The 18370-nt window shown below is 71.3% G+C and carries 15 protein-coding genes; 3 read left to right on the forward strand and 12 right to left on the reverse strand.

Annotated elements, in window-relative coordinates:
• Positions 1 to 85: 85 nt before the first annotated feature.
• Genes atzF through ACSEEN_RS16800 form a run of 5 tightly spaced genes read right to left on the reverse strand, consistent with a single transcriptional unit; the run spans position 86 to position 8468 of the window.
• Positions 86 to 1753, reverse strand: a complete 1668-nt coding sequence (gene atzF, locus ACSEEN_RS16780) for an allophanate hydrolase (RefSeq protein ID WP_440713793.1) — start codon at positions 1751 to 1753, stop codon at positions 86 to 88.
• Positions 1750 to 5337: an urea carboxylase gene (uca, locus tag ACSEEN_RS16785; protein ID WP_440713794.1), complete on the reverse strand. Its 3588-nt coding sequence runs from the start codon at positions 5335 to 5337 to the stop codon at positions 1750 to 1752. The genes atzF and uca overlap by 4 nt, the downstream gene beginning before the upstream one ends.
• Entirely contained in the window at positions 5334 to 6032 is a 699-nt protein-coding gene (locus tag ACSEEN_RS16790; protein ID WP_440713795.1) for an urea amidolyase associated protein UAAP2, read from the reverse strand. Before ACSEEN_RS16790 ends, uca begins: the two co-directional genes overlap by 4 nt.
• A 23-nt stretch (positions 6033 to 6055) precedes the next feature.
• Entirely contained in the window at positions 6056 to 6907 is an 852-nt protein-coding gene (locus tag ACSEEN_RS16795; protein ID WP_440713796.1) for an urea amidolyase associated protein UAAP1, read from the reverse strand.
• Positions 6908 to 6932: 25 nt separating this feature from the next.
• Positions 6933 to 8468 carry an amino acid permease gene (locus tag ACSEEN_RS16800; RefSeq protein ID WP_440713797.1) on the reverse strand — a complete coding sequence of 512 codons (1536 nt, stop codon included), beginning with the start codon at positions 8466 to 8468 and terminating at the stop codon, positions 6933 to 6935.
• A gap of 189 nt (positions 8469 to 8657) precedes the next feature.
• Here ACSEEN_RS16800 and ACSEEN_RS16805 point away from each other — a divergent pair, with 189 nt between their 5' ends.
• Positions 8658 to 9296, forward strand: coding sequence for a TetR/AcrR family transcriptional regulator (locus tag ACSEEN_RS16805; protein ID WP_440713798.1), 639 nt, complete (start codon positions 8658 to 8660; stop codon positions 9294 to 9296).
• Positions 9297 to 9340: 44 nt separating this feature from the next.
• Here ACSEEN_RS16805 and ACSEEN_RS16810 read toward each other — a convergent pair whose 3' ends face one another.
• The 6 genes from ACSEEN_RS16810 to mtrA all read right to left on the reverse strand — a co-directional run bounded on the left by ACSEEN_RS16810 (position 9341) and on the right by mtrA (position 15987).
• On the reverse strand, positions 9341 to 9940 hold the full coding sequence (locus tag ACSEEN_RS16810; RefSeq protein WP_440713799.1) for a hypothetical protein: 600 nt from the start codon (positions 9938 to 9940) through the stop codon (positions 9341 to 9343).
• A gap of 137 nt (positions 9941 to 10077) precedes the next feature.
• The gene (hpf, locus tag ACSEEN_RS16815; RefSeq protein WP_440713800.1) at positions 10078 to 10815 is read right to left on the reverse strand and encodes a ribosome hibernation-promoting factor, HPF/YfiA family; all 738 of its coding nucleotides are present in this window, start codon (positions 10813 to 10815) and stop codon (positions 10078 to 10080) included.
• Between the two features lie 295 nt (positions 10816 to 11110).
• Positions 11111 to 11830 carry a ComF family protein gene (locus ACSEEN_RS16820; RefSeq protein ID WP_247864881.1) on the reverse strand — a complete coding sequence of 240 codons (720 nt, stop codon included), beginning with the start codon at positions 11828 to 11830 and terminating at the stop codon, positions 11111 to 11113.
• Between the two features lie 142 nt (positions 11831 to 11972).
• Positions 11973 to 13682, reverse strand: a complete 1710-nt coding sequence (locus ACSEEN_RS16825; protein ID WP_247864882.1) for an LpqB family beta-propeller domain-containing protein — start codon at positions 13680 to 13682, stop codon at positions 11973 to 11975.
• Entirely contained in the window at positions 13679 to 15247 is a 1569-nt protein-coding gene (mtrB, locus tag ACSEEN_RS16830; protein WP_440713802.1) for an MtrAB system histidine kinase MtrB, read from the reverse strand. The genes ACSEEN_RS16825 and mtrB overlap by 4 nt, the downstream gene beginning before the upstream one ends.
• A 53-nt stretch (positions 15248 to 15300) precedes the next feature.
• Positions 15301 to 15987 (reverse strand): MtrAB system response regulator MtrA, encoded by a 687-nt coding sequence (mtrA, locus tag ACSEEN_RS16835; RefSeq protein ID WP_247864883.1) that lies wholly within the window; start codon positions 15985 to 15987, stop codon positions 15301 to 15303.
• A gap of 124 nt (positions 15988 to 16111) precedes the next feature.
• Here mtrA and ACSEEN_RS16840 point away from each other — a divergent pair, with 124 nt between their 5' ends.
• On the forward strand, positions 16112 to 16750 hold the full coding sequence (locus ACSEEN_RS16840; protein WP_371307050.1) for a dTMP kinase: 639 nt from the start codon (positions 16112 to 16114) through the stop codon (positions 16748 to 16750).
• A gap of 10 nt (positions 16751 to 16760) precedes the next feature.
• Here ACSEEN_RS16840 and ACSEEN_RS16845 read toward each other — a convergent pair whose 3' ends face one another.
• Complete coding sequence (locus tag ACSEEN_RS16845; RefSeq protein ID WP_247864885.1) at positions 16761 to 17186, reverse strand: hypothetical protein; 426 nt, start codon at positions 17184 to 17186, stop codon at positions 16761 to 16763.
• 785 nt (positions 17187 to 17971) lie between these two features.
• Here ACSEEN_RS16845 and ACSEEN_RS16850 point away from each other — a divergent pair.
• Positions 17972 to 18262: an aminoglycoside phosphotransferase/kinase family protein gene (locus ACSEEN_RS16850; RefSeq protein ID WP_440713801.1), complete on the forward strand. Its 291-nt coding sequence runs from the start codon at positions 17972 to 17974 to the stop codon at positions 18260 to 18262.
• The last annotated feature ends 108 nt before the right edge of the window (positions 18263 to 18370 follow it).

An 18370-nucleotide genomic window follows, 5' to 3' on the forward strand; every position in this document is an offset into this window, starting at 1 on the left:
CATCGGTCGTGAGCAAAGATGTGAGCGGCCCGCACCTGCGCACAGACCATCGTCCATCGTACCGGGCGGCGGACGGGTCAGGAGATCAGACACCTCCCAGGTAGGCGCGCCATCCGCCGAAGTCACTGATGTCCGTCGCACCGCGGAAAGCGATCCCCTCCGCCTGGAAGCCGGTGACTGTGGTGCCGTCGTCGAGGAGCACGGGTCCCAGCGCCATCGGCTGCGGCAGTGCGGCGAGGACGCTGCCCAGTCCGGCGGAGGGCAGCGTCCAGACCTCCCCGTCGATGGCGACACCGCCGTCGTCGACCCGGCGGAGCCCCGGCTTGGGCGGCGTGGTCGCCAGCGCGTGCAACCGGTAGGACGGCGCGGTCCGCGCCGTCCTGGCGAACCGGCCGCCGGCCGCGACGAGCTGGTGGTTGAGCGGTTGTCCGGAGAGGTGAGCACCGACGACGAACAGGTCGGTGCCGGGGTTCCCCAACCGCGCGGCGATCTCGGCGATCCGCTGATCGTGGAAGGCCGGCGCGGTGAGCATCACCCCGAACGGCAGGCCCGCGGCGGTGCCCAGCGGAATCGCGAGCGCGCAGTAGTCCAGCAGGTTCGCGAAATTGGTGTACCGGCCGAGGCCGGCGTTCACGCCGACGGGATCGGCCGCGACCTCGTCGAGCGACGGATGCCGGGTGGTCGTCGGCGTCAGGAGCGCGTCGAAGCCGTCGAGCGCCCGGCGTCCGGCCAGGCCCAGCCGGTCCAGGCGTTCGGCGCCGGCGAAGACGTCGGCCGCGGTGTAGGCGTCGCCGCCGAGAACGATCTCGGCGACCGTCGGATCGATGGCCTCGCCGACCTCGTCCAGGCGGCTCCGGATGAACCCGCCGACCGCCGCGGTCCGCTGCGCCACGAACGCCCCGCCGTACAGCAGGGAGGCGGCCTCCAGCAGCGGCGAGATGTCCACCTCCCGCACCTGCGCGCCGGCCGCCCGCACCCGCTCGACGACGGCCGCGAAGGCCGCGGACCAGCCGTCGGCCAGGCCGTCGAGTTGGCCGGGCCGCGGAATCGCGATCCGGGGCCGCGCCCCGACGCAGGGCACGGGGACGGCGGGCCGGCACAGCGGGTCGACGCCGTCGGGCCCCGTCATCTCTTCGACGGCGCGGCGGCCCTCGCGGAGGTCCCGGGCGAACACGGTCACCACATCCAGCGATCGGCAGGCCGGCACCGTCCCGGTGGCCGGAATGAGCCCGATCGTCGGTTTGAGGCCGACGATTCCGTTCAGCGCGGCGGGGACGCGCCCCGAACCGGCGGTGTCGGTGCCGAGCGCGATGTCGACCAGGCTCAACGCCACCGCGACGGCCGACCCCGAACTCGAACCGCCGGAGATCAGGTCCGGCCGCCAGGCGTTACGTACCGCGCCGTACGGGCTGCGCGTGCCGACGAGCCCGGTCGCGAACTGGTCGAGATTGGTCTTGCCCAGAACGATCGCGCCCGCCTCCCGGAGCCGCGCGACGGCGGTCGCATCCCGGTCCGGCAGGTACGCGTACGACGGGCACGCGGCGGTCGTCGGCAGTCCGGCGACGTCGATGTTGTCCTTGACCGCGACGAGGGTCCCGGCGAGCGGCAACGACTCGCCGCCGGCCACCCGCGCATCGATCAGGGCGGCCTCGGCGACCACCTCCTCCCGCTCGCGCAGCGTCACCCAGACCTCCGGCCGGTCGACGGCCGCGATCCGCGCGTACGCCTCGGCGACCCGGTCCACCGCGGTCATCGGCCGACCTCCACCGCGGCCAGCACCTGGCCGCCGATCACCTGATCGCCCGGCCTCACATACACCTTCGCCACCCGGCCGCTGGCCGGTGACGACACCGCGCTCTCCATCTTCATCGCCTCCAGGATCAGCATCCGGTCATCCTGCTCCGTCCATTCGCCCTCCGCGGCCTCCACCTTCCAGACGCTCGCGGCGAACGGCGCGGTGACCGGCACGCAGCCGTCCGGCACCTCGACGGCGGCGGCCGCCGGGGCCGGCTCGTCGTAGACGCGATCGAATTCGCCGGCCGCCCGCCAGCGTTCCTTCTCCTCGGCGAACGCGCTCTGCTGGCGGCTGCGGAAGTCGGTGATCGAGGGCGCCTCGCGGCGCAGGAACTCCTCGTGTTCGGCGAGCGAGAACTCGCCGTCGACCGTGCGGAAGTCGCCGCGGCCGGCATCGACGTCGGCCCGCAGGTCGAGCAGTTCGCTTGCCGAGACCGGATACCACTTGATGCGGTCGAAGGGCCGCAGCGCCCACGGGTTCTCGGCGAACAGGCCGCCGCGGCGGAACCGGTTCCAGATCTGGACGGTCCGGCCGACGAACTGGTATCCGCCGGGCCCCTCCATGCCGTAGATGCACATGTACGCGCCGCCGATGCCGACCGAGTTCTCGGCGGTCCAGGTGCGGGCCGGGTTGTATTTCGTGGTGACCAGCCGATGACGCGGGTCGATCGGGGTGGCGACGGGCGCGCCCAGGTACACGTCGCCGAGACCGAGGACCAGATAATCCGCGTCGAAGACGATGCGCCGGACGTCGTCCACCGAGTCCAGGCCGTTGACGCGGCGGATGAACTCGATGTTCCAGGGCGTCCACGGGGCGTCGTCGCGGACGCTCGACATGTAGCGGTCGATCGCCAGCCGGGTCGCCGGATCATCCCAGGACAGCGGCAGGTGGACTTCCCGGGAGGGCACGACCAGCTCGCGGGTCGGTGGCAGCCGGTCCTCGATCCGCTGCAGCTCGCCGAGCAGTTCCGACGCGCGCAGCACCTCCGGGTCGGTCTGGATCTGCAGGGAGCGGATACCCGCGGTGACGTCGCGGACCGCGGACACCCCGAGTTCGGCGACCGCCTGTTCGAGGGCGTGCACACGCATCCGCAGCCCCAGGTCCAGCACGTTCTGCCCGTACTCGATGAGGATGTTCGCGTCGCCGTCGCGCCGATAGGTGACGGCCGGGGCGATCTCGGTGCCCCGCTCAGCGACGGCGGAACGCCGGGCGAGAACGCCGTCGTCGCCGTCTCCCCCACCGGAGCCGACGAGCAGCGGCGGCTGGAACCGGCGCGCGGTCTCCTCCCGGACCGGCACGAATCGGACGGTGTCGCCGGGCCGCAGCTGCCCCACCTTCCAGAACTCGCCGCTCGCGACGACGGCCGGGCAGACGAATCCGCCGAGGCTCGGTCCGTCCAGGCCGAGGATGATCGGGGTGTCGCCGGTGAAATCGAGTGCCCCGACCGCGTAGGCGGTGTCGTGGATGTTGGACGGATGCAGCCCGGCCTCGCCGCCGTCTTCGCGCGCCCAGGCCGGCTTGGGACCGCGCAACCGGATTCCGGTCCGGGACGACTGCTTGTCCACCTCGTACTCCGCCGCGTACAGCTCGTCGATGTCGGCGCGGGTGAAGAACTCCGGCGCCGCGTGCGGCCCCTCGGTGACACCGACCACCCAGTCGTGCGTCATCGCCGGGCGACGTTCCGCGGGAACCGGCCTCGCCTCGGCGACCGCGCCGGTTCCGGGGCGCAGGACGTCCCCGGCGACGAGGGCGCGGCCGCCGTGACCACCGAAGCCGCCCAGGGTGAACGTCGAGCAACTGCCGAGGTAGTCGGGGACGTCGAGACCGCCGCGGACCGCGAGGTACGCGCGGAGTCCGGTTCGCGTCAGGCCGATCGACAGGGTGGCGCCGGCGGGGACGGTGACCGGTTCCCACTGGGGCACCGGGCGGCCGTCGACCTGGACCGGTACGTCGGCGCCCGTCACCGCCACCACGGCGTCGTGCGAGAAGGCCAGGCGGGGACCGGCCATGGTGATCTCCAGCGCGGGAGTGTCCGGGTGGTTGCCGACCGCGAGATTCGCCTCGCGGAACGACACCGCGTCCATCGGCCCGGACGGCGGCACGCCGACCTTCCACAGCCCGATCCGGCCCGGCAGGTCCTGCACGGTGGTCAGGATACCCGGCGCGCGGACGTCGATCCGCGGCCGCGGATCGACGGGGTCCCCGAGCGTACCGGTGTGGTGGGTGACCGCGCGGAGATCGTCGTCGTCGCAGAGTGCACGCAGCATGCCGACACCGGTCACGATGCCGTCGATGCGGGTCTGGTCCAGTGCGGCGGCGAGCGCATCCAGGGCGGCGCCCCGGTCGGCGGCGTGGACGATGACCTTGGCGAGCATGGGGTCGTAGTCGGGTGTCACCTCCAGTCCGGTCTCGATCCAGCGGTCGACGCGGACCCCGGCGGCGTCGGGGAACTCGCATCGGGTGACCAGCCCCGGCGAGGGTGCGAAGTCGCGCAGCGGGTCCTCCGCGTAGACACGCGCCTCGAAGGCGTGTCCGCGCGGGGTGTGCTCGGTGGTGAACAGCTCCGGATCCAGCGCGTCGGGCCCGTCGATCGCCAGGTCGAGCATCAGCGCCACCAGGTCCACCCCGAAGACCGCCTCGGTGACCGGGTGCTCCACCTGCAGTCGGGTGTTCACCTCCAGGAAGCACGCCTCCTCGCGAACCGGGTCGTAGATGAACTCGACCGTGCCGGCGGAGCGGTAGCCGACGGAGGCCGCGAGGCTCCGCGCGGCCCGGTGGATCTCGGCGCGCACGTGCCCGGGGAGATCCGGCGCCGGCGCCTCCTCGATGACCTTCTGGTTGCGGCGCTGCAGTGAGCAGTCCCGGTCGCCGAGCACCGCGACCCGGCCCCGGCCGTCGCCGAAGACCTGGACCTCGACGTGGCGGGCATCGCGCACCAGACGCTCCAGGAAGACACCACCGCCGCCGAAACTGCGTTCGGCGAGCGCGGCGACGGCGGCGTACGCCTCGGCGACCTCGGCCGGCGTCGTGCACACCTGCATCCCGATGCCGCCGCCTCCGCTGGTGGCCTTCAGCATCACCGGGAAGCCGATCCGTTCGGCTTCGGCGACCGCTTCGGCGGCGGAGCCGAGGAGCCCGGTGCCCGCGAGCAGCCGGACTCCGGCGGCCAGTGCCCGTTCCCGGGCGGTGTGTTTGAGGCCGAAGTCCTCGATCTGGCCGGGGGTGGGGCCGGCCCAGGCGATCCCCGCCGCTTCGGCGGCCCGCGCGGCCGCCACGTTCTCCGACAGGAAGCCGTAGCCGGGGTGGATCACGTCGGCGCCGTGCTCGACGGCCGCGGCGATCACCGCGTCCACCTTCAGATACGACTCGGCCGCCGGTGCGGGTCCGAGCCGGACGGCGACGTCGGCCTCGCGCACATGTGGCGCCGCCCGGTCGGCGTCGGAGTACACGGCGACGGTCCGCAGACCGAGTTCCCTCGCCGATCGGAGGATGCGTCGTGCGATCTCGCCGCGATTCGCGACGAGGACGGTCCGGCGGTTCATCGTCGGTCTCCCTCGGGATCGGTGACGACGACTCGCAGCGGCGTCACGTTGAAGTCGTTGCAGGGGTTGTTCATCTGCGGACAGTTGGAGATCACGACGATCACGTCCTTCTCCGCCCGGCAGGCCACCCGGCGTCCCGGCGCGGACATGCCGTCGACGATGCCGAGCGAGCCGTCCGCCTCGACCGGGACGTTCATGAACCAGTTCAGGTTCGAGACGAGGTCGCGCGGTCCCAGTCCCCATTTGGCGCCCTCGTAGAGGAAGTTCTCCCGGCAGGCGTGCTGGTAGGCGGTGTGGTGCCCGTAGCGCAGGGTGTTCGATTCCTTGCTGCAGGCGCCGCCGATGGTGTCCTGCCGGTCGATCTCGTTTCCCACGACGGTCATCAGCGGTTCGCCGAGGTTCGACCGGAGGACGGTACCGGTGTCGACGTAGGCGTTTCCCTGCCACGCGAGGGTGTCCGGCACGCTGTACCGCTCGGAGGTGTCGGCGGCGGCGAAGATCAGGCAGTCACCGGACTGGTTGCCGCCGACGTCGACCAGGGTGAACACCTGCCCCGTCGTGACGACGCCCGACCAGGAGGCGCGCGGCGCGATCTCGTCATCGATGACCACGCGGCCGGCGACGAACGGCTCGGATCGGTCCAGGGCGCTGTCCGGGGCGTAGACCGGCCGGGGCGGGACGGTGGTGGAGACCATGATGATTCCTCTCGGGCCGGCCGTCAGAGACCGGCGAGTTCGGCGTAGGCGATGGAGTTGCGGTAGGCGCGTTCCCGTTCGGGACTCGCGCCGAAGAAGGCGTCGTCCGGGCCGGTCGGCGCGGACCGGAGGGCGTGCACCCGCAGGTCGGTGGCGATGTAGTCCGGGCGCGGGTCCCGGGGATGCGGCGCGTTGGCGATCAGAACGATCAGCGGCAGTTCCGCCCGGAGCTCGACCCGGGTCCCGGGGCCGGCCGAACCGATCCAGTCCAAGCCGCCGTCGGCGCCGACCCGGACGCCGTGGAAGAACGACACCGCGGGCGGCAGATCCCGCCGATCCAGTCCGTGCTTGGTTCCGGCCATCCGGAGCAGCGCACTGCCGGAGGGGGTGGGGCCCTCCGGCACCGCCGACCCGTACTTCTCGATGTTCCAGGCGTCCCCGGACGCACCGCACAGGGCGTCGTGGTGCCCGGAGGTGTCGGCGACCATCGTCGCGAGGACGCGGCCGTCGCCGGAGAGCAGCGGATGCCCGGTGGTGAGATACGCCTGCCACGGGATCTTCAGGGTGTCGGCGACGTTCAGCCGCTCCGCGGTGTTCAGCGCGTTGAAGAGGACCACCGAGGCGTTCGCATCCCCCTCGGGGTCGTCGAGGCGGATCGTGGTTCCGCGCGCCACCCGCAGATGCGTGTAGCCGCCGGGTGCGACGTTCTCCGACCACAGCAGGTCGTCGCCGGCCACCTCGGCCGGGGCGATCGGAGACGAGGCGGCGGGCAGGTAGGGCATCCACCGGGACCGGGTGGCGCGGGCCCGGGCGTCCGAACGCGCTTGGCCGACGCTGCCGAGATCGGCGGTCCGCCCCATGTTGTCGACGGTCATCGGATTCTCCTTCGGGTGTTTCTGATCAGTGACCGGCGGTGACCGGCCGGGGATGGACCTTGTTGCGGGGGAAGCAGACGATCCCGACGAGCACGGTCACCGCGATGCAGATCGGCCCGGCCCAGCGCAGGATCGGCATGTCGCCTGCGGGATCGAAGACCTCGGTGCGGGGCCACGCCAGGTTGACCACCATGAGACCGCCGTAGAGCACGGCGAGCGCGTTGACCGCGATCCCCCACCGGCCGAGGCTGAACAGCTTCTTGCCCTCGGCGTCGACGAGCGGACCACCGCGCGGCCAGCCCTGCCACCGCCGGAACAGCATCGGGACGGTCACCGACAGATACGCCAGGTAGATCAGGATGATGCAGACGCTGGCGAGGGTGGCGAAGATCGCCGAGTTGCCGACGTTGACGAGCAGGATGCCGATGCAGAGGACCCCGATCAGGATCGACGGCGCCATCGGGGTACCGGTCCGCGTATTGACGTGGGCGAGTCGTTCCGAGAAGGGCAGCCGGCCGTCGCGGGCCATGGAGAAGATGAGTCGCGAGCACGCGGTCTGGATGGCGAGGGTGCAGATGAACACCGCCACGGCGACGTCGGCGAGCAGGACCTTCCCCCAGAACCCGCCGAGCACCGCGTCCAGGACGTAGGGCAGACCACCGCTGGCGAGCTGCTCGTCGAGGGTGGGGGCCGCCATCAGTGCCGCCAGGAGCATCAGACCGCCGCCGATCGCCGACACGGTCAGCGCCAGCCGGATGGTGCGGGGCGCCACCCGGCGCGGGTTGTGGGTCTCCTCGGCGAGCTCACCGGCCGAGCCGAAGCCGACCATCACGTAGGCGGCCATCAGGCCGGAGACGATGAACGCCCAGATGTAACCGGGCTGGTGACCGGGCAGGCCGGTGTCGAAGACGACGGACGGACCGCGCTTGGCGTGGCTGAACAGCGCACAGATGACGGCGACGACGCCGACCAGCTCGCAGGTGACACCGATGCTGTTGACCCGGCTCATCCAGCGGACCCCGAGGCAGTTGATGGTGGTGACCACGACCAGCAGAATCGAGCCGAGCAGAACGGCGTTGGCCGCCCCGCTGGTGCTGGTCAGCGTGGGATCGTCGCCGATGACCTGAAAGCCGCGCCAGACCGACGGCAACACCACCTGCAAGGCGATCGCGGCCGCCGAGGCGGTCACGATCTGCGCGACGATCATGAACCAGCCGCCGAACCAGCCGATCACTTCGCCACCCATCCGGCGTGACCACTGGTAGATGGCGCCGGAGATCGGGTACCGGGCGGCGATGTCGGCGAAGCAGAGCGCCACCAGGAATTGCCCGGCGTAGACGATGGGCCACGTCCAGAAGAAGGCGGGGCCGCCGAAGCCGAAGCCCAGTCCGAAGAGCTGGAAGATCGTGGTGAGGATCGAGACGAACGAGAATCCTGCGGCGAAGGAGGCGAACTTGCCGAGGGAGCGGTGGAGCTGCTGGTGGTACCCGAGGTCGGAGAGTTCGTCGGCGTCGCGCCCGGCCGTCGGACTCGCCTGCGGGCGGGTTGCTGTGGCTGTCATGTGGTTTCCTCCATCGGCCCGGTCCGCTCACCACTGAGCGTTTTTCTGTCTGCCGATAGGTAACCGTCGCGCAATTTCTGTCGGGTGACAGTTTTGTTTCGGCGGCGGAAACCGATGCAACAAGCGTGTTACGCCCGGTCGCGAGGGCCCGGCCACCGGGACGGACTTCCGGGACATAAGCTCGGGGACATGACTGCACAGGCGCCTCGGGCCGGCCGAGCCGCCGCCGGACCGGGACGGCCCCGCCTCGTCGAACCCCGGCGGAACGCCGCCTCCGCCCGCGACGAGATCCTCGATGCGGCCGCCGAGCTGTTCGTCGATCGGGGCTACACCGCCACCAGCACGCGCCGCATCGCCGAGGCCGTCGGTATCCGGCAGGCCTCGCTCTATCACCATTTCGCGACGAAGGAAGACATCCTGGTCGCCCTGCTCGGCGAGACCGTCGCCGACTCGCTGGATCGTGCCCGCGAACTCCTCGCCGGTCCGGCTCCGGCGATGGATCGGCTCCTGGAGCTGGCACGTTTCGACGTCGCGCAGCTCGCGGGATCACGCTGGAACCTCGGCGCGCTCTACCTGCTGCCCGAGTTGAAGTCCGAGCGTTTCGCCGCGTTCAACGACGCCCGGCGCGAACTCGCCCAGGCCTACGAGACGCTCGCCGCCGAGGTGCTGCACGACCCCGCCGACCGCCGCAGCCTGCTGCCCTTCCGGCTGGTGGAGTCGGTGATCATGATCCGCGGCGACGAGCAGCGCGGCCAGCTCGGCGAGCACACGGCACCCGGGCTCGTCGACACCATCGTCGAGGCCATCGAGGTGCTGCTCACCGCGTGAGGCCCCTGCGTGCGGACCGCGCACGGCGGCGGGCGCCGCTGCGGTCAGAGGGGCAGCCGGCCGGTGGTGCGGATCCGCTCGAGCGCTTCCGGGGTGTAGAGCCGCGGCCACAGGTACACGTCGTAGTTCACGGTGACCCGCTCGGCGGTCGCGTCGTAGCGCAGGCCGACGCCGGTCACCAGCCCGGCCCGGTTCACGCCGCTACCGGGCTCGGTCTTCAGATCGCAGTCGTCATCGGTGGTCTTGAACGGCACCTGCGGGCAACCGGGTTCCGCGTGCGTGCGCAGCTCGGCGATGGCCCGGTCGGCGTCCTCGCGGCGCAGCCCCCACCGGTCGACGGCGGCATTCAGCTCGCCGATGCCATCGGCCAGACTGCCGAAGGACCGCTTCACGAAGACACCGCCCAGGTCGGGGCCGGTGCCGATCGCGTCGATCGCGATCAACCGGGTCGTCGTGGTCGTCCGGCCGGCCGGCCCGTCGAGGACGAGGACGTACTCGGGTCCGGACACCTGCGCGGTGTCACCACCCATCCCGAACGACGCCTTCCGCGCGGGCAACGTCCGCAGATCGAGCTTCATCAGCCGCGTCCGCTCGACCTTCCGGATACCGGCCTCGTCGAGCGTCGAGTACGGCGCCGAGTCCACCGTCCGCTTCACGGCGGCGAGATCGGTCGGCGCCGGTACGCACGCGACCGCACCGAGGAGGGCGGCACAGACGACGCCGAGGGCCGCCGCCTTCCGGCGACGGCCCAGCGAGCGAGTCCTGCGGACCGCGTTCAGGATCAGGACAGGCGGATCACGCCGTAGTCGAAGGCGTGACGGCGGTAGACCACCGACGGGCGGTCACTCTCCTGGTCGTGGAACAGGAAGAAGTCGTGACCGACCAGTTCCATCTCGTAGAGCGCGTCGTCGACGGTCATCGGGACCGCATCGTGCTCCTTGACGCGGACCACCTGGCCGGGCTCGTACGGCTCGACGCCGTCGTCCCAGCGGTCCTCGGCCTCGGCGACGGTCTCCGGATGCGGATCGTCGGGGAGGGCGCCGGGGGCCACCGCCTCGGACAGGCTCATCGCCCGGCCCGGGCCGGTCTTGCGGATGCGGTTGCGGTTGCGGGCGCGGCGCAGCTGCTTCTGCAGCCGGTCCATCACCTGTTCGGTGGCGGCGTAGAAGTTCTCGCCGCTCGCCTGGGCCCGGACCACGGGGCCGTCGCACCGGGCGGTCACCTCGACCACCTGCGCCTGCTTGAGCTGACGGCGGTTCGGCTCGTGATAGAGCACCACCTCGAAGCGGGTGAGCGAGGGATCGAAGCGCTCCAGCCGCGCGAGCTTGTCCGCGACGTACACGCGGAAGTGCTCGGGGATCACCACGTTGCGGCCGTTGAAAACGACCTCGGCGTCGGGCTCGGCGGGCTCGGCGACCTCCGCGACGAAGGCGGGCCGGGTGAACGCCTCGTTCACTTCCGCCTGGGTGGGGGCAGGGCCTTTGGGTTCGCGCTGTCCTTTGCGATGAACAACCGACATCGACATCCTCCTCCGATCGCTGCGCCGGAACCTCCTCGGTTCCGAGACACAGAGCAATTCGCTTGCCGCACAAGGGATTTGCGCGGCAGTTAGCAGTGAATTCACCGCAGGATTCCGGCTGCGAGTGTCCCGGTTCCGACGAACTCCGGCACCGGGCGAAACGCCCTCACCTCCTGCACCTGAAGGTTCATCACTGTCGAGTTCGACGTTATCGGTTCCGTCGTTTCTTCTCCACATTTCCGGGGTACCGGAAGCGAGTCGTGTCGCCCTTCACATGCGACGCTCAGGCTGCGGTTCACGCACCGGCGACGACGAGCACTCCGGACACCTCGACGCCGCCGCGCGACAGCGCGGCGACCGACGCCGCGGCGGTGGCGCCGGTCGTGAGCACGTCGTCGATCAGCAGCACCGCGGCGCGGGCCGCGTCACCCTCGCACGGCGCAAGCAGCGCGGCCGGCGGCGGCCCGGTCAGGGTGATCGCACCGGCCAGGTTCGCCATCCGGCCACCCGCGGACAGGCCCGCCGAGTCGCGGGTCCAGCCGGCCGTCGCCAGCAGCGGCACCACGCCCGCGCGCGGGCCGAGGGCGGTGGCCGCGGATCGGGCGATCGCGGTGACCGGATCTCCGCCGCGGCGCCGCGCCGACATCGCCCGGGTAGGCGCGGGGATCAGCGCGAGCCGCCGCGCGCCGGGCAGCTGCTCCCAGTCGGCGAGGGTGACCAGGCCCCGGGCGAGCACGGCGCCCAGGATCGGCACCAGATCGGTCCGCCCGTGCTCCTTGAGCTCGACCACCGCGCTCTGCAGCGGCCCGCGGTAACGGCCGAGCGCCCAGGCCGGCACCGGGAGCTCCACGCGCGGACGGAGCAGCACGGGATCGTCGACCACCCGCCGGGCGCAGCGCGCACACCACGGCGTCCCCGGCCGACGGCAACCCCCACACTCGCGCGGCAGCGCCAGATCGAGCGCCGCCGCGAACACCTCCCGCAGCGCGCGTCCCGATCCGAGTGGCGGGGTCATGGATGCATCGTCGTCGCCCGGCGGGCCCGCTGTCGAACACGTTGTCCACAGGGATCCGGGCGTCGCGCTATCCGGAGCGAGCGGTCTCGACTCCGCTCGACCGTCACGACGAGTTCCGCCGACCGGCCGCGCCCGACGAGCGCTACGAGACGGGGATGGCGCCGCGGCCGGTGTCGCCGACCGAGGTCCAGTACTGGTCGACGCCACCGGGGGCGGTGCCGATCTCCAGGATGCCGTTGCTGTCCGCGGCGTAGACCTTGGTGCGGGTCGCGGCCAGCGCGACCACCGGCGGCTTCAGGTTGCCGGAGACCAGCGGCAGCGCGGGCACCCCGGAGACCGGGATGCGCAGGACCGGTGCGTCGTCGCCGGTGCGGGCGAGGTACAGGTTCTCGATCCCGCCCCAGGCCAGCGCGACCACCGAGCCGATGTCGTAGGCCGTCTGGTGCACCCCGCTGAGCGACGGCACGCCGCGATCATTGGTGGTCAGCACGGCCAGCAGCACACGACCCCCGACCAGCAGCGCGGCACGCACCCCGTCCGGGGACACCTGGAACGCGGTGATCGGCCGCGGATCGATCGCGGCCACCTGACTGATGTCGAGCGGCACCACACGGGCCGCACCGGCCTGGTCCGTCGTCCACTGCACGGGTTTGCCGTCGACCACCGCGTAGCCGACATCGGCGGTCGCGCCGAAGCCCGGCGTGACGATGTCGCCGCCGGAGACCACCTCGGTGGGGATGCCGCCGTACGGGCCCTGCAGCAGGACTCGGCGCCCGCCGCGGTCGGCGACGGCCGCCACCCGGGTCTGGTCCGCGGACAGCGCCGCCGCCCGCAGATCCGTCGCACTGCCCAGCGGCCCGGAGACCTGCGCGGTGCCCGCCGACGTGACCCGCAGCAGACCGCCCCGCACCACGTGCAGCGGCGGCACCTGTCCGGTGTCCGGTTCGGGATCGAAGGACTTGACGTCGGCGGTGCGCCAGCCGTCCGCCCGGTCCGCGACCAGCGGGGAACCGTCGGACGTGATGCGGTAGGTGCCGCGGAAACTGGCGGCGTCGAGTGTCCAGATCAGCTGTGCCGCGAGCACCGTGCGGTTGCGGGGATCGGCGTCGACCAGCCCGCCGAGATTGATCGTCACGGTGTCGCCGTCGATCGCGACCGGCCCCCGCAGCTCGACGTCCTTGCCCGCGGGCGACTCGACGGCGCCGGTGAGGTCGGGCGCCGGGCCGGCGAGCAGCCGGGTGACCACCGCCGTCGGATCGAGCGCGCCGCCGAACAGCCAGCGCGGATCGCCGACCAGCCGGGTCGCGGTGCGGTCGGGGTAGAACAGCTGCGCCAGCCGGTAAGAGGAGTCGAACTGGGTGCGATCGGTGACCGTGCCAGGTTCCAGGTCGCCCTCCACCCGCCAGGAGCCCTTCACCTGGTTCAGCGTCAGCGGCATCACCATCTCGCCGTCAACCGGGGTGAGCTGGCCGATCGTGCTGAGGACGCCGACGCGCGTCCCGATCACGCGCAGCCGGATCGCGCTCTCGTTACGCTCATCGACCACCACGCGCACATCGTCGAGCACCGTCGTCGGGCCCTGGTCGTCCCAGCGCGACGACGCGCCGGTGGTGAGGAACCGGCGCGCGGCCTTGTGCCCGGACGCCGGATCGGCCATCGCCTTGAGGAAGTTGCGGACCACGGTCTCCGGGTCGTCGCTGCGGCGCGGCGTCGGCACCAGATTGGTCGGCTGGGTCCGGTTGAACTGCTCCACCGGCTGCGGCGCCGACGAGTCGGGGATCGCCACGCATCCGGTGACGGCCAGCATGATCGCCAGCAGCAGGAGCACCGGCACTGTTCGGCGCGGTGTCATCGCGGGGTTCCCCCGTCCGGATTGAGTGGCAGCGGACTGCCGAGGAGCTTGTGGCCGCGGACCAGCGGCAGGGTGAGGCGGAAGCACGACCCGACGCCGGGCTCACCCGCCGCTTCCAGTCTGCCCTGATGCAGCCGGGCGTCCTCGATGCTGATGGCCAGGCCGAGGCCGGTGCCGCCGGATCGCCGGACGCGGGACGGGTCGGACCGCCAGAACCGGTTGAAGACCAGCTTCTCCTCCCCCGGTTTGAGGCCGATGCCCTGGTCGCGGACGGTGATGGCGACGGCGTCGCCATCCGAGCGCATGGTGAGCGTGACCGGGCGCTGCTCGCCGTGGTCGATGGCGTTGGCCAGCAGGTTGCGCAGGATGCGCTCGATGCGGCGCGGGTCGATCTCGGCGAGTACCGGTTCCACCGGCAGGTCGACGATCAGTTCGGTGCCGCCGTCGGCGGCGAGCGGTTCGACGGTGGCCAGCGCCGCCTCGATCGGGATCGCCATGTCCATCCGCTCGGCGGAGAGCTCGGCCTGCCCGGCGTCGTGCCGGGAGATCTCCAGGAGCTCGGTGAGCAGGGTCTCGAAGCGGTCGAGCTCGGTGTCCATCAGCTCGACGCTGCGGCGTTGCAGCGGATCGAGGTCGTCGCGGCTCTCATAGAGCATGTCGGCGGCCATCCGGACGGTCGTGAGCGGGGTGCGCAGCTCGTGCGAGACGTCGGACGTGAACTGCCGTTGCAGACCGCCGAACTCCTCGAGGTGGGTGATCTGTTTGGACAGGCTCTCGGCCATGTCGTTGAAGGAGACCGCCAGCCGCGCGAACTCGTCGTCGCCGCGCACCGGCATCCGCTCGGACAGCCGGCCGTCGGCGAAGCGCACCGCGATGCGCGATGCGCTCTTCAACGGCGCCACCACCTGCCGCGCGATCAGCCAGGCGATGGCCGCGAGCAGGCCGAGGAGCACCAGACCGCCGACCATCAGGGTGCTGCGCACCAGGTTGACCGTCTTCTGCTCGCTGCCCATCGGGAACACCATGTACAGCTGGAGGTCGGGCACGGCGCTCTCCACCGGGGTACCGACCACCAGCGCGGGCAGGTGCTCGCCGCCGCGGTGCACCGTCGTGTACTGGTAGGCCACCTGGCCGCGACTGACCATGGTGCGCAGCTGCTCGGACACCTCGGTCACCGGCCCGGCGGCCGCCACCGGCGGCTCGCCCCGGCGGCCCGGGACCAGCAGCACCGTGTCGTACGCGCCGGCACCGGCGCTCTGCGCCGAGTCGGTGTCCTGGTCGGTCATCAACGCCCGGGCGCGCGCCAGGCGCGATTCGGTGGACGTGCTCGACTCGGTGGTCGTCAGCACCCGTTCCACCAGGTTGCGGGAACGCTCGAGCTGATTGAGGGCGACGGCCTGCTTGTCATCGAGCAGACGCCCGGTGATCTGACTGACCAGCAGAAAGCCCACGATCAGCAGCACCACGAACGAGAGCACCAGCGTCGACACGACCACCCGCAGCTGGAGCGACCGGCTCCACAGCGCGCCGAACGCGCGGCCGACACTGCCGGCCGCGCGCTGCATCGAGGCCACAGACCGGTTGATCCGGCGGCGGTTGAACACAGACTTATGTTTGATCACGGGGGTCCGGCCTTGTAGCCGACCCCCCTCACCGTCAGCACGATCTCCGGATTCTCCGGGTCGGTCTCGACCTTCGCCCGCAGACGCTGGACGTGCACGTTCACCAGCCGGGTGTCGGCGGGATGACGGTAACCCCAGACCTGTTCGAGGAGGACGTCGCGGGTGAAGACCTGCCGCGGCTTCCGGGCCAGCGCCACCAGCAGGTCGAATTCCAGCGGGGTCAGCGAGATCGGGATGCCGTCGCGGGTCACCTTGTGCGCGGGCACGTCGATCTCCACCGGGCCGATCGCGAGCAGTTCGGCGGGCTCGTCGCCCTGCCGGCGCAGTCGTGCCCGGATACGGGCGACGAGTTCCTTGTGCTTGAACGGCTTCACCATGTAGTCGTCGGCGCCCGATTCCAGGCCGAGGACCACGTCGACGGTGTCGGATTTGGCGGTCAGCATGACGATCGGCACACCCGACTCGTTCCGGATGGCGCGGCAGACGTCGATCCCGTTCATGCCGGGCAGCATCAGGTCGAGCAGGACCAGGTCGGGCCGCAGCTCGCGGACCGCGGGCAGGGCCTGGGTGCCGTCGCCGACGACGAACGGTTCGAAGCCCTCGTTGCGCAGGGCGATCGTGAGCATCTCGGCCAGCGAGGCGTCGTCGTCGACGACCAGGATCCGGGGCTTCATGTCGACCATCGTGGCACTCGACGGCTGTTCCGCGCGGTAACGACACCCTCCGGCCGGCCGGGGATCCCCCACACGGAGCCGAGATCGCGACTCCGCCCGATCGGCATCGCCGCCCGGACCCTACGATCACCGCATGGGAATCCTCGTGGCGATCGAAGGCCTGGACGGCGCCGGGAAGAACACCATCACCCGGCGGATCATCGCCGAGGCCACCGACCGCGGCCTGTCCGTGACATCGACGACGTTCCCGTCGTACGGCACGCATCTCACCGCCGATCTGGCCGCCGAAGCGCTGCACGGTGAGCACGGCGACCTGGCGCAGAGCGCGTACGCGATGGCCCTGCTCTTCGCGCTCGACCGCCGCGAAGCGCGCAGCGAACTGGCCGCCGCCCTGGACACCAGCGACCTGCTGCTGTGCGACCGCTACGTCGCCTCCAACGCCGCCTACAGCGCGGCCCGGCTCGGCGAGGGACCCGACGGCGACGTGGTGACGTGGGTCCGCGACCTGGAATTCGGGCGCTTCGCGCTCCCCCGCCCGGCACACCAGCTTCTCCTCGGCGTCCCGCCGGAGGTGGCGATGGAACGGGCGGAGGGTCGTGCGGCGGCCGATGCCGCGCGCGCCCGGGACGCCTACGAGCGCGACGCCGACCTGCAGACGCGCGTCTACCGGTCGTACCTGGCGCTGGCCGACGCGTCGTGGATGTCGGACTGGACGGTCGCCGACGGCGACGACGCGGTCGCGGCCGTCCTCGCCCTGCTGCCGCCGTCGTAGTTCCCGGTTCTCAGTCCCACCAGATCATCCAGCCGGTGGTCCAGTAGAGCAGCAGGATCAGGAACGAGATCACCGGCGCGACGAAGCCGATCGGGAAGCCCGAGACGCCCATCCAGACGCCGGCGACACCGATCGCGATCCAGAGCGCGTGGTAGATGACGGTCATCACCGAGTCGAGCAGCCACGCGAGGATGCTGAGCAGCGTGCCGAGCACCGAGCCGGTGGTCTTGAGCGCCTTCATGCCCTTGCCGCCGCCGGGCGGGGCCTGCGGCGTCCCGGTCTGCCCGGCCGCACCCGGCACGGGATGGAAGGTGGCGTAGCCGCTCGCCGGGCGCGCGGCGCCGGGGACCATCGCTCCGGGCGCGGCGCGACCGCTCGGCGGAGCACCGTGGACGGGCGGCGGAGGCGGGAACCGGCCCGGCGGGGGCGGAGTCATCGGCCGCGGACCGTGCGGCGGCACCGCCCTCGACCAGGCGCTCGGCGACTGCGGCCCCGAGGGTGGCGGCACCGGGGATTGCCGACCCGGGGATTGCGGCACCGGGGATTGCGGCACCGGGGATTGCCGACCCGGGGGTGGCGGCATGGTTCGCGGCGACGGCCGTCGCGCCGCCGGCTCCGGGCGCGGCGGACCGAACGATCCCGGAAGTCCGGGAGCCGGCACGACCGGCGGACGCGGCAACGCGGGCGCGGCCGAACCGGGCCGCGGGACGCCCGGCCCGGCACCGGACGACAGCGAGAACCGGTCTCTCGCGTACTGATCCGCGCCGGGCGGCACACCCGGCACCGCATCCGGTGCCCGCAGGTTCACCAGCCGCGTGGGTTCACCACTCGGCCCGGTCACCGCGCGATCGCTCGCCTCACTCATCCCCCCACGATCCGCCGGGCCCGTCGGCCGGGTCAGCCGAATCGCCGGGCCCGCGCGAATTGACGCCGAACAGAGGACAAGCGCCCGGCAGCGTCGCCGCCGGTGACCTATGCGACGTTCACGAGATCTATCCGAGTTAATGGTCGCATTACGGTCGCATACTATTTCACGCACTTCAGGAGCCAGGGAATCAAGGATCCAATCATCATAAGCCCAGTTCAATCGATGCAACACGGTGAACATCACGACAACCCGAAGTACTAATGGTTGTCCATGTCATGGACATATGGTTGACATGACACAACCGCTGTGGCGTAATCGGTTGTGATCGCAGTCACGACCGAGGAGACCAGCAGATGACAGACAGTGCCGCCGACTACGAGGACTTCGCGCTCGGCGCGCTCGAGCTGTACGGGTTCGGTGACGCCACCCTCCGGCTGCTGAGCTTCTCGGAGAACGCGACCTACCTCGCCGAGCGAGACGACGACGCACTCGTGATCCGGGTGCATCGGCCCGGATACAACACCCGCGCCGACGTCGAATCCGAACTCGCGTGGATGGAAGCCGTCCGTGCGGATTCGTCGATCAGGACGCCCCGCGTGTACCCGATGCTCGACGGCGGCCACGTTGAATCACCCCAGGTTTGATGCCGCTCCTTTCTGAGTCCCATCAGGAAGGATGACAATCATGCCCAAGAAGATCGATCCCGCCGTCCAGGCCCGTGCTGAGCGCCTGTGGCGCGAGCACGGCGCCGA

It is taken from the genome of Gordonia marina (assembly GCF_052036135.1).
In the GTDB taxonomy this organism is placed as follows: domain Bacteria; phylum Actinomycetota; class Actinomycetes; order Mycobacteriales; family Mycobacteriaceae; genus Gordonia.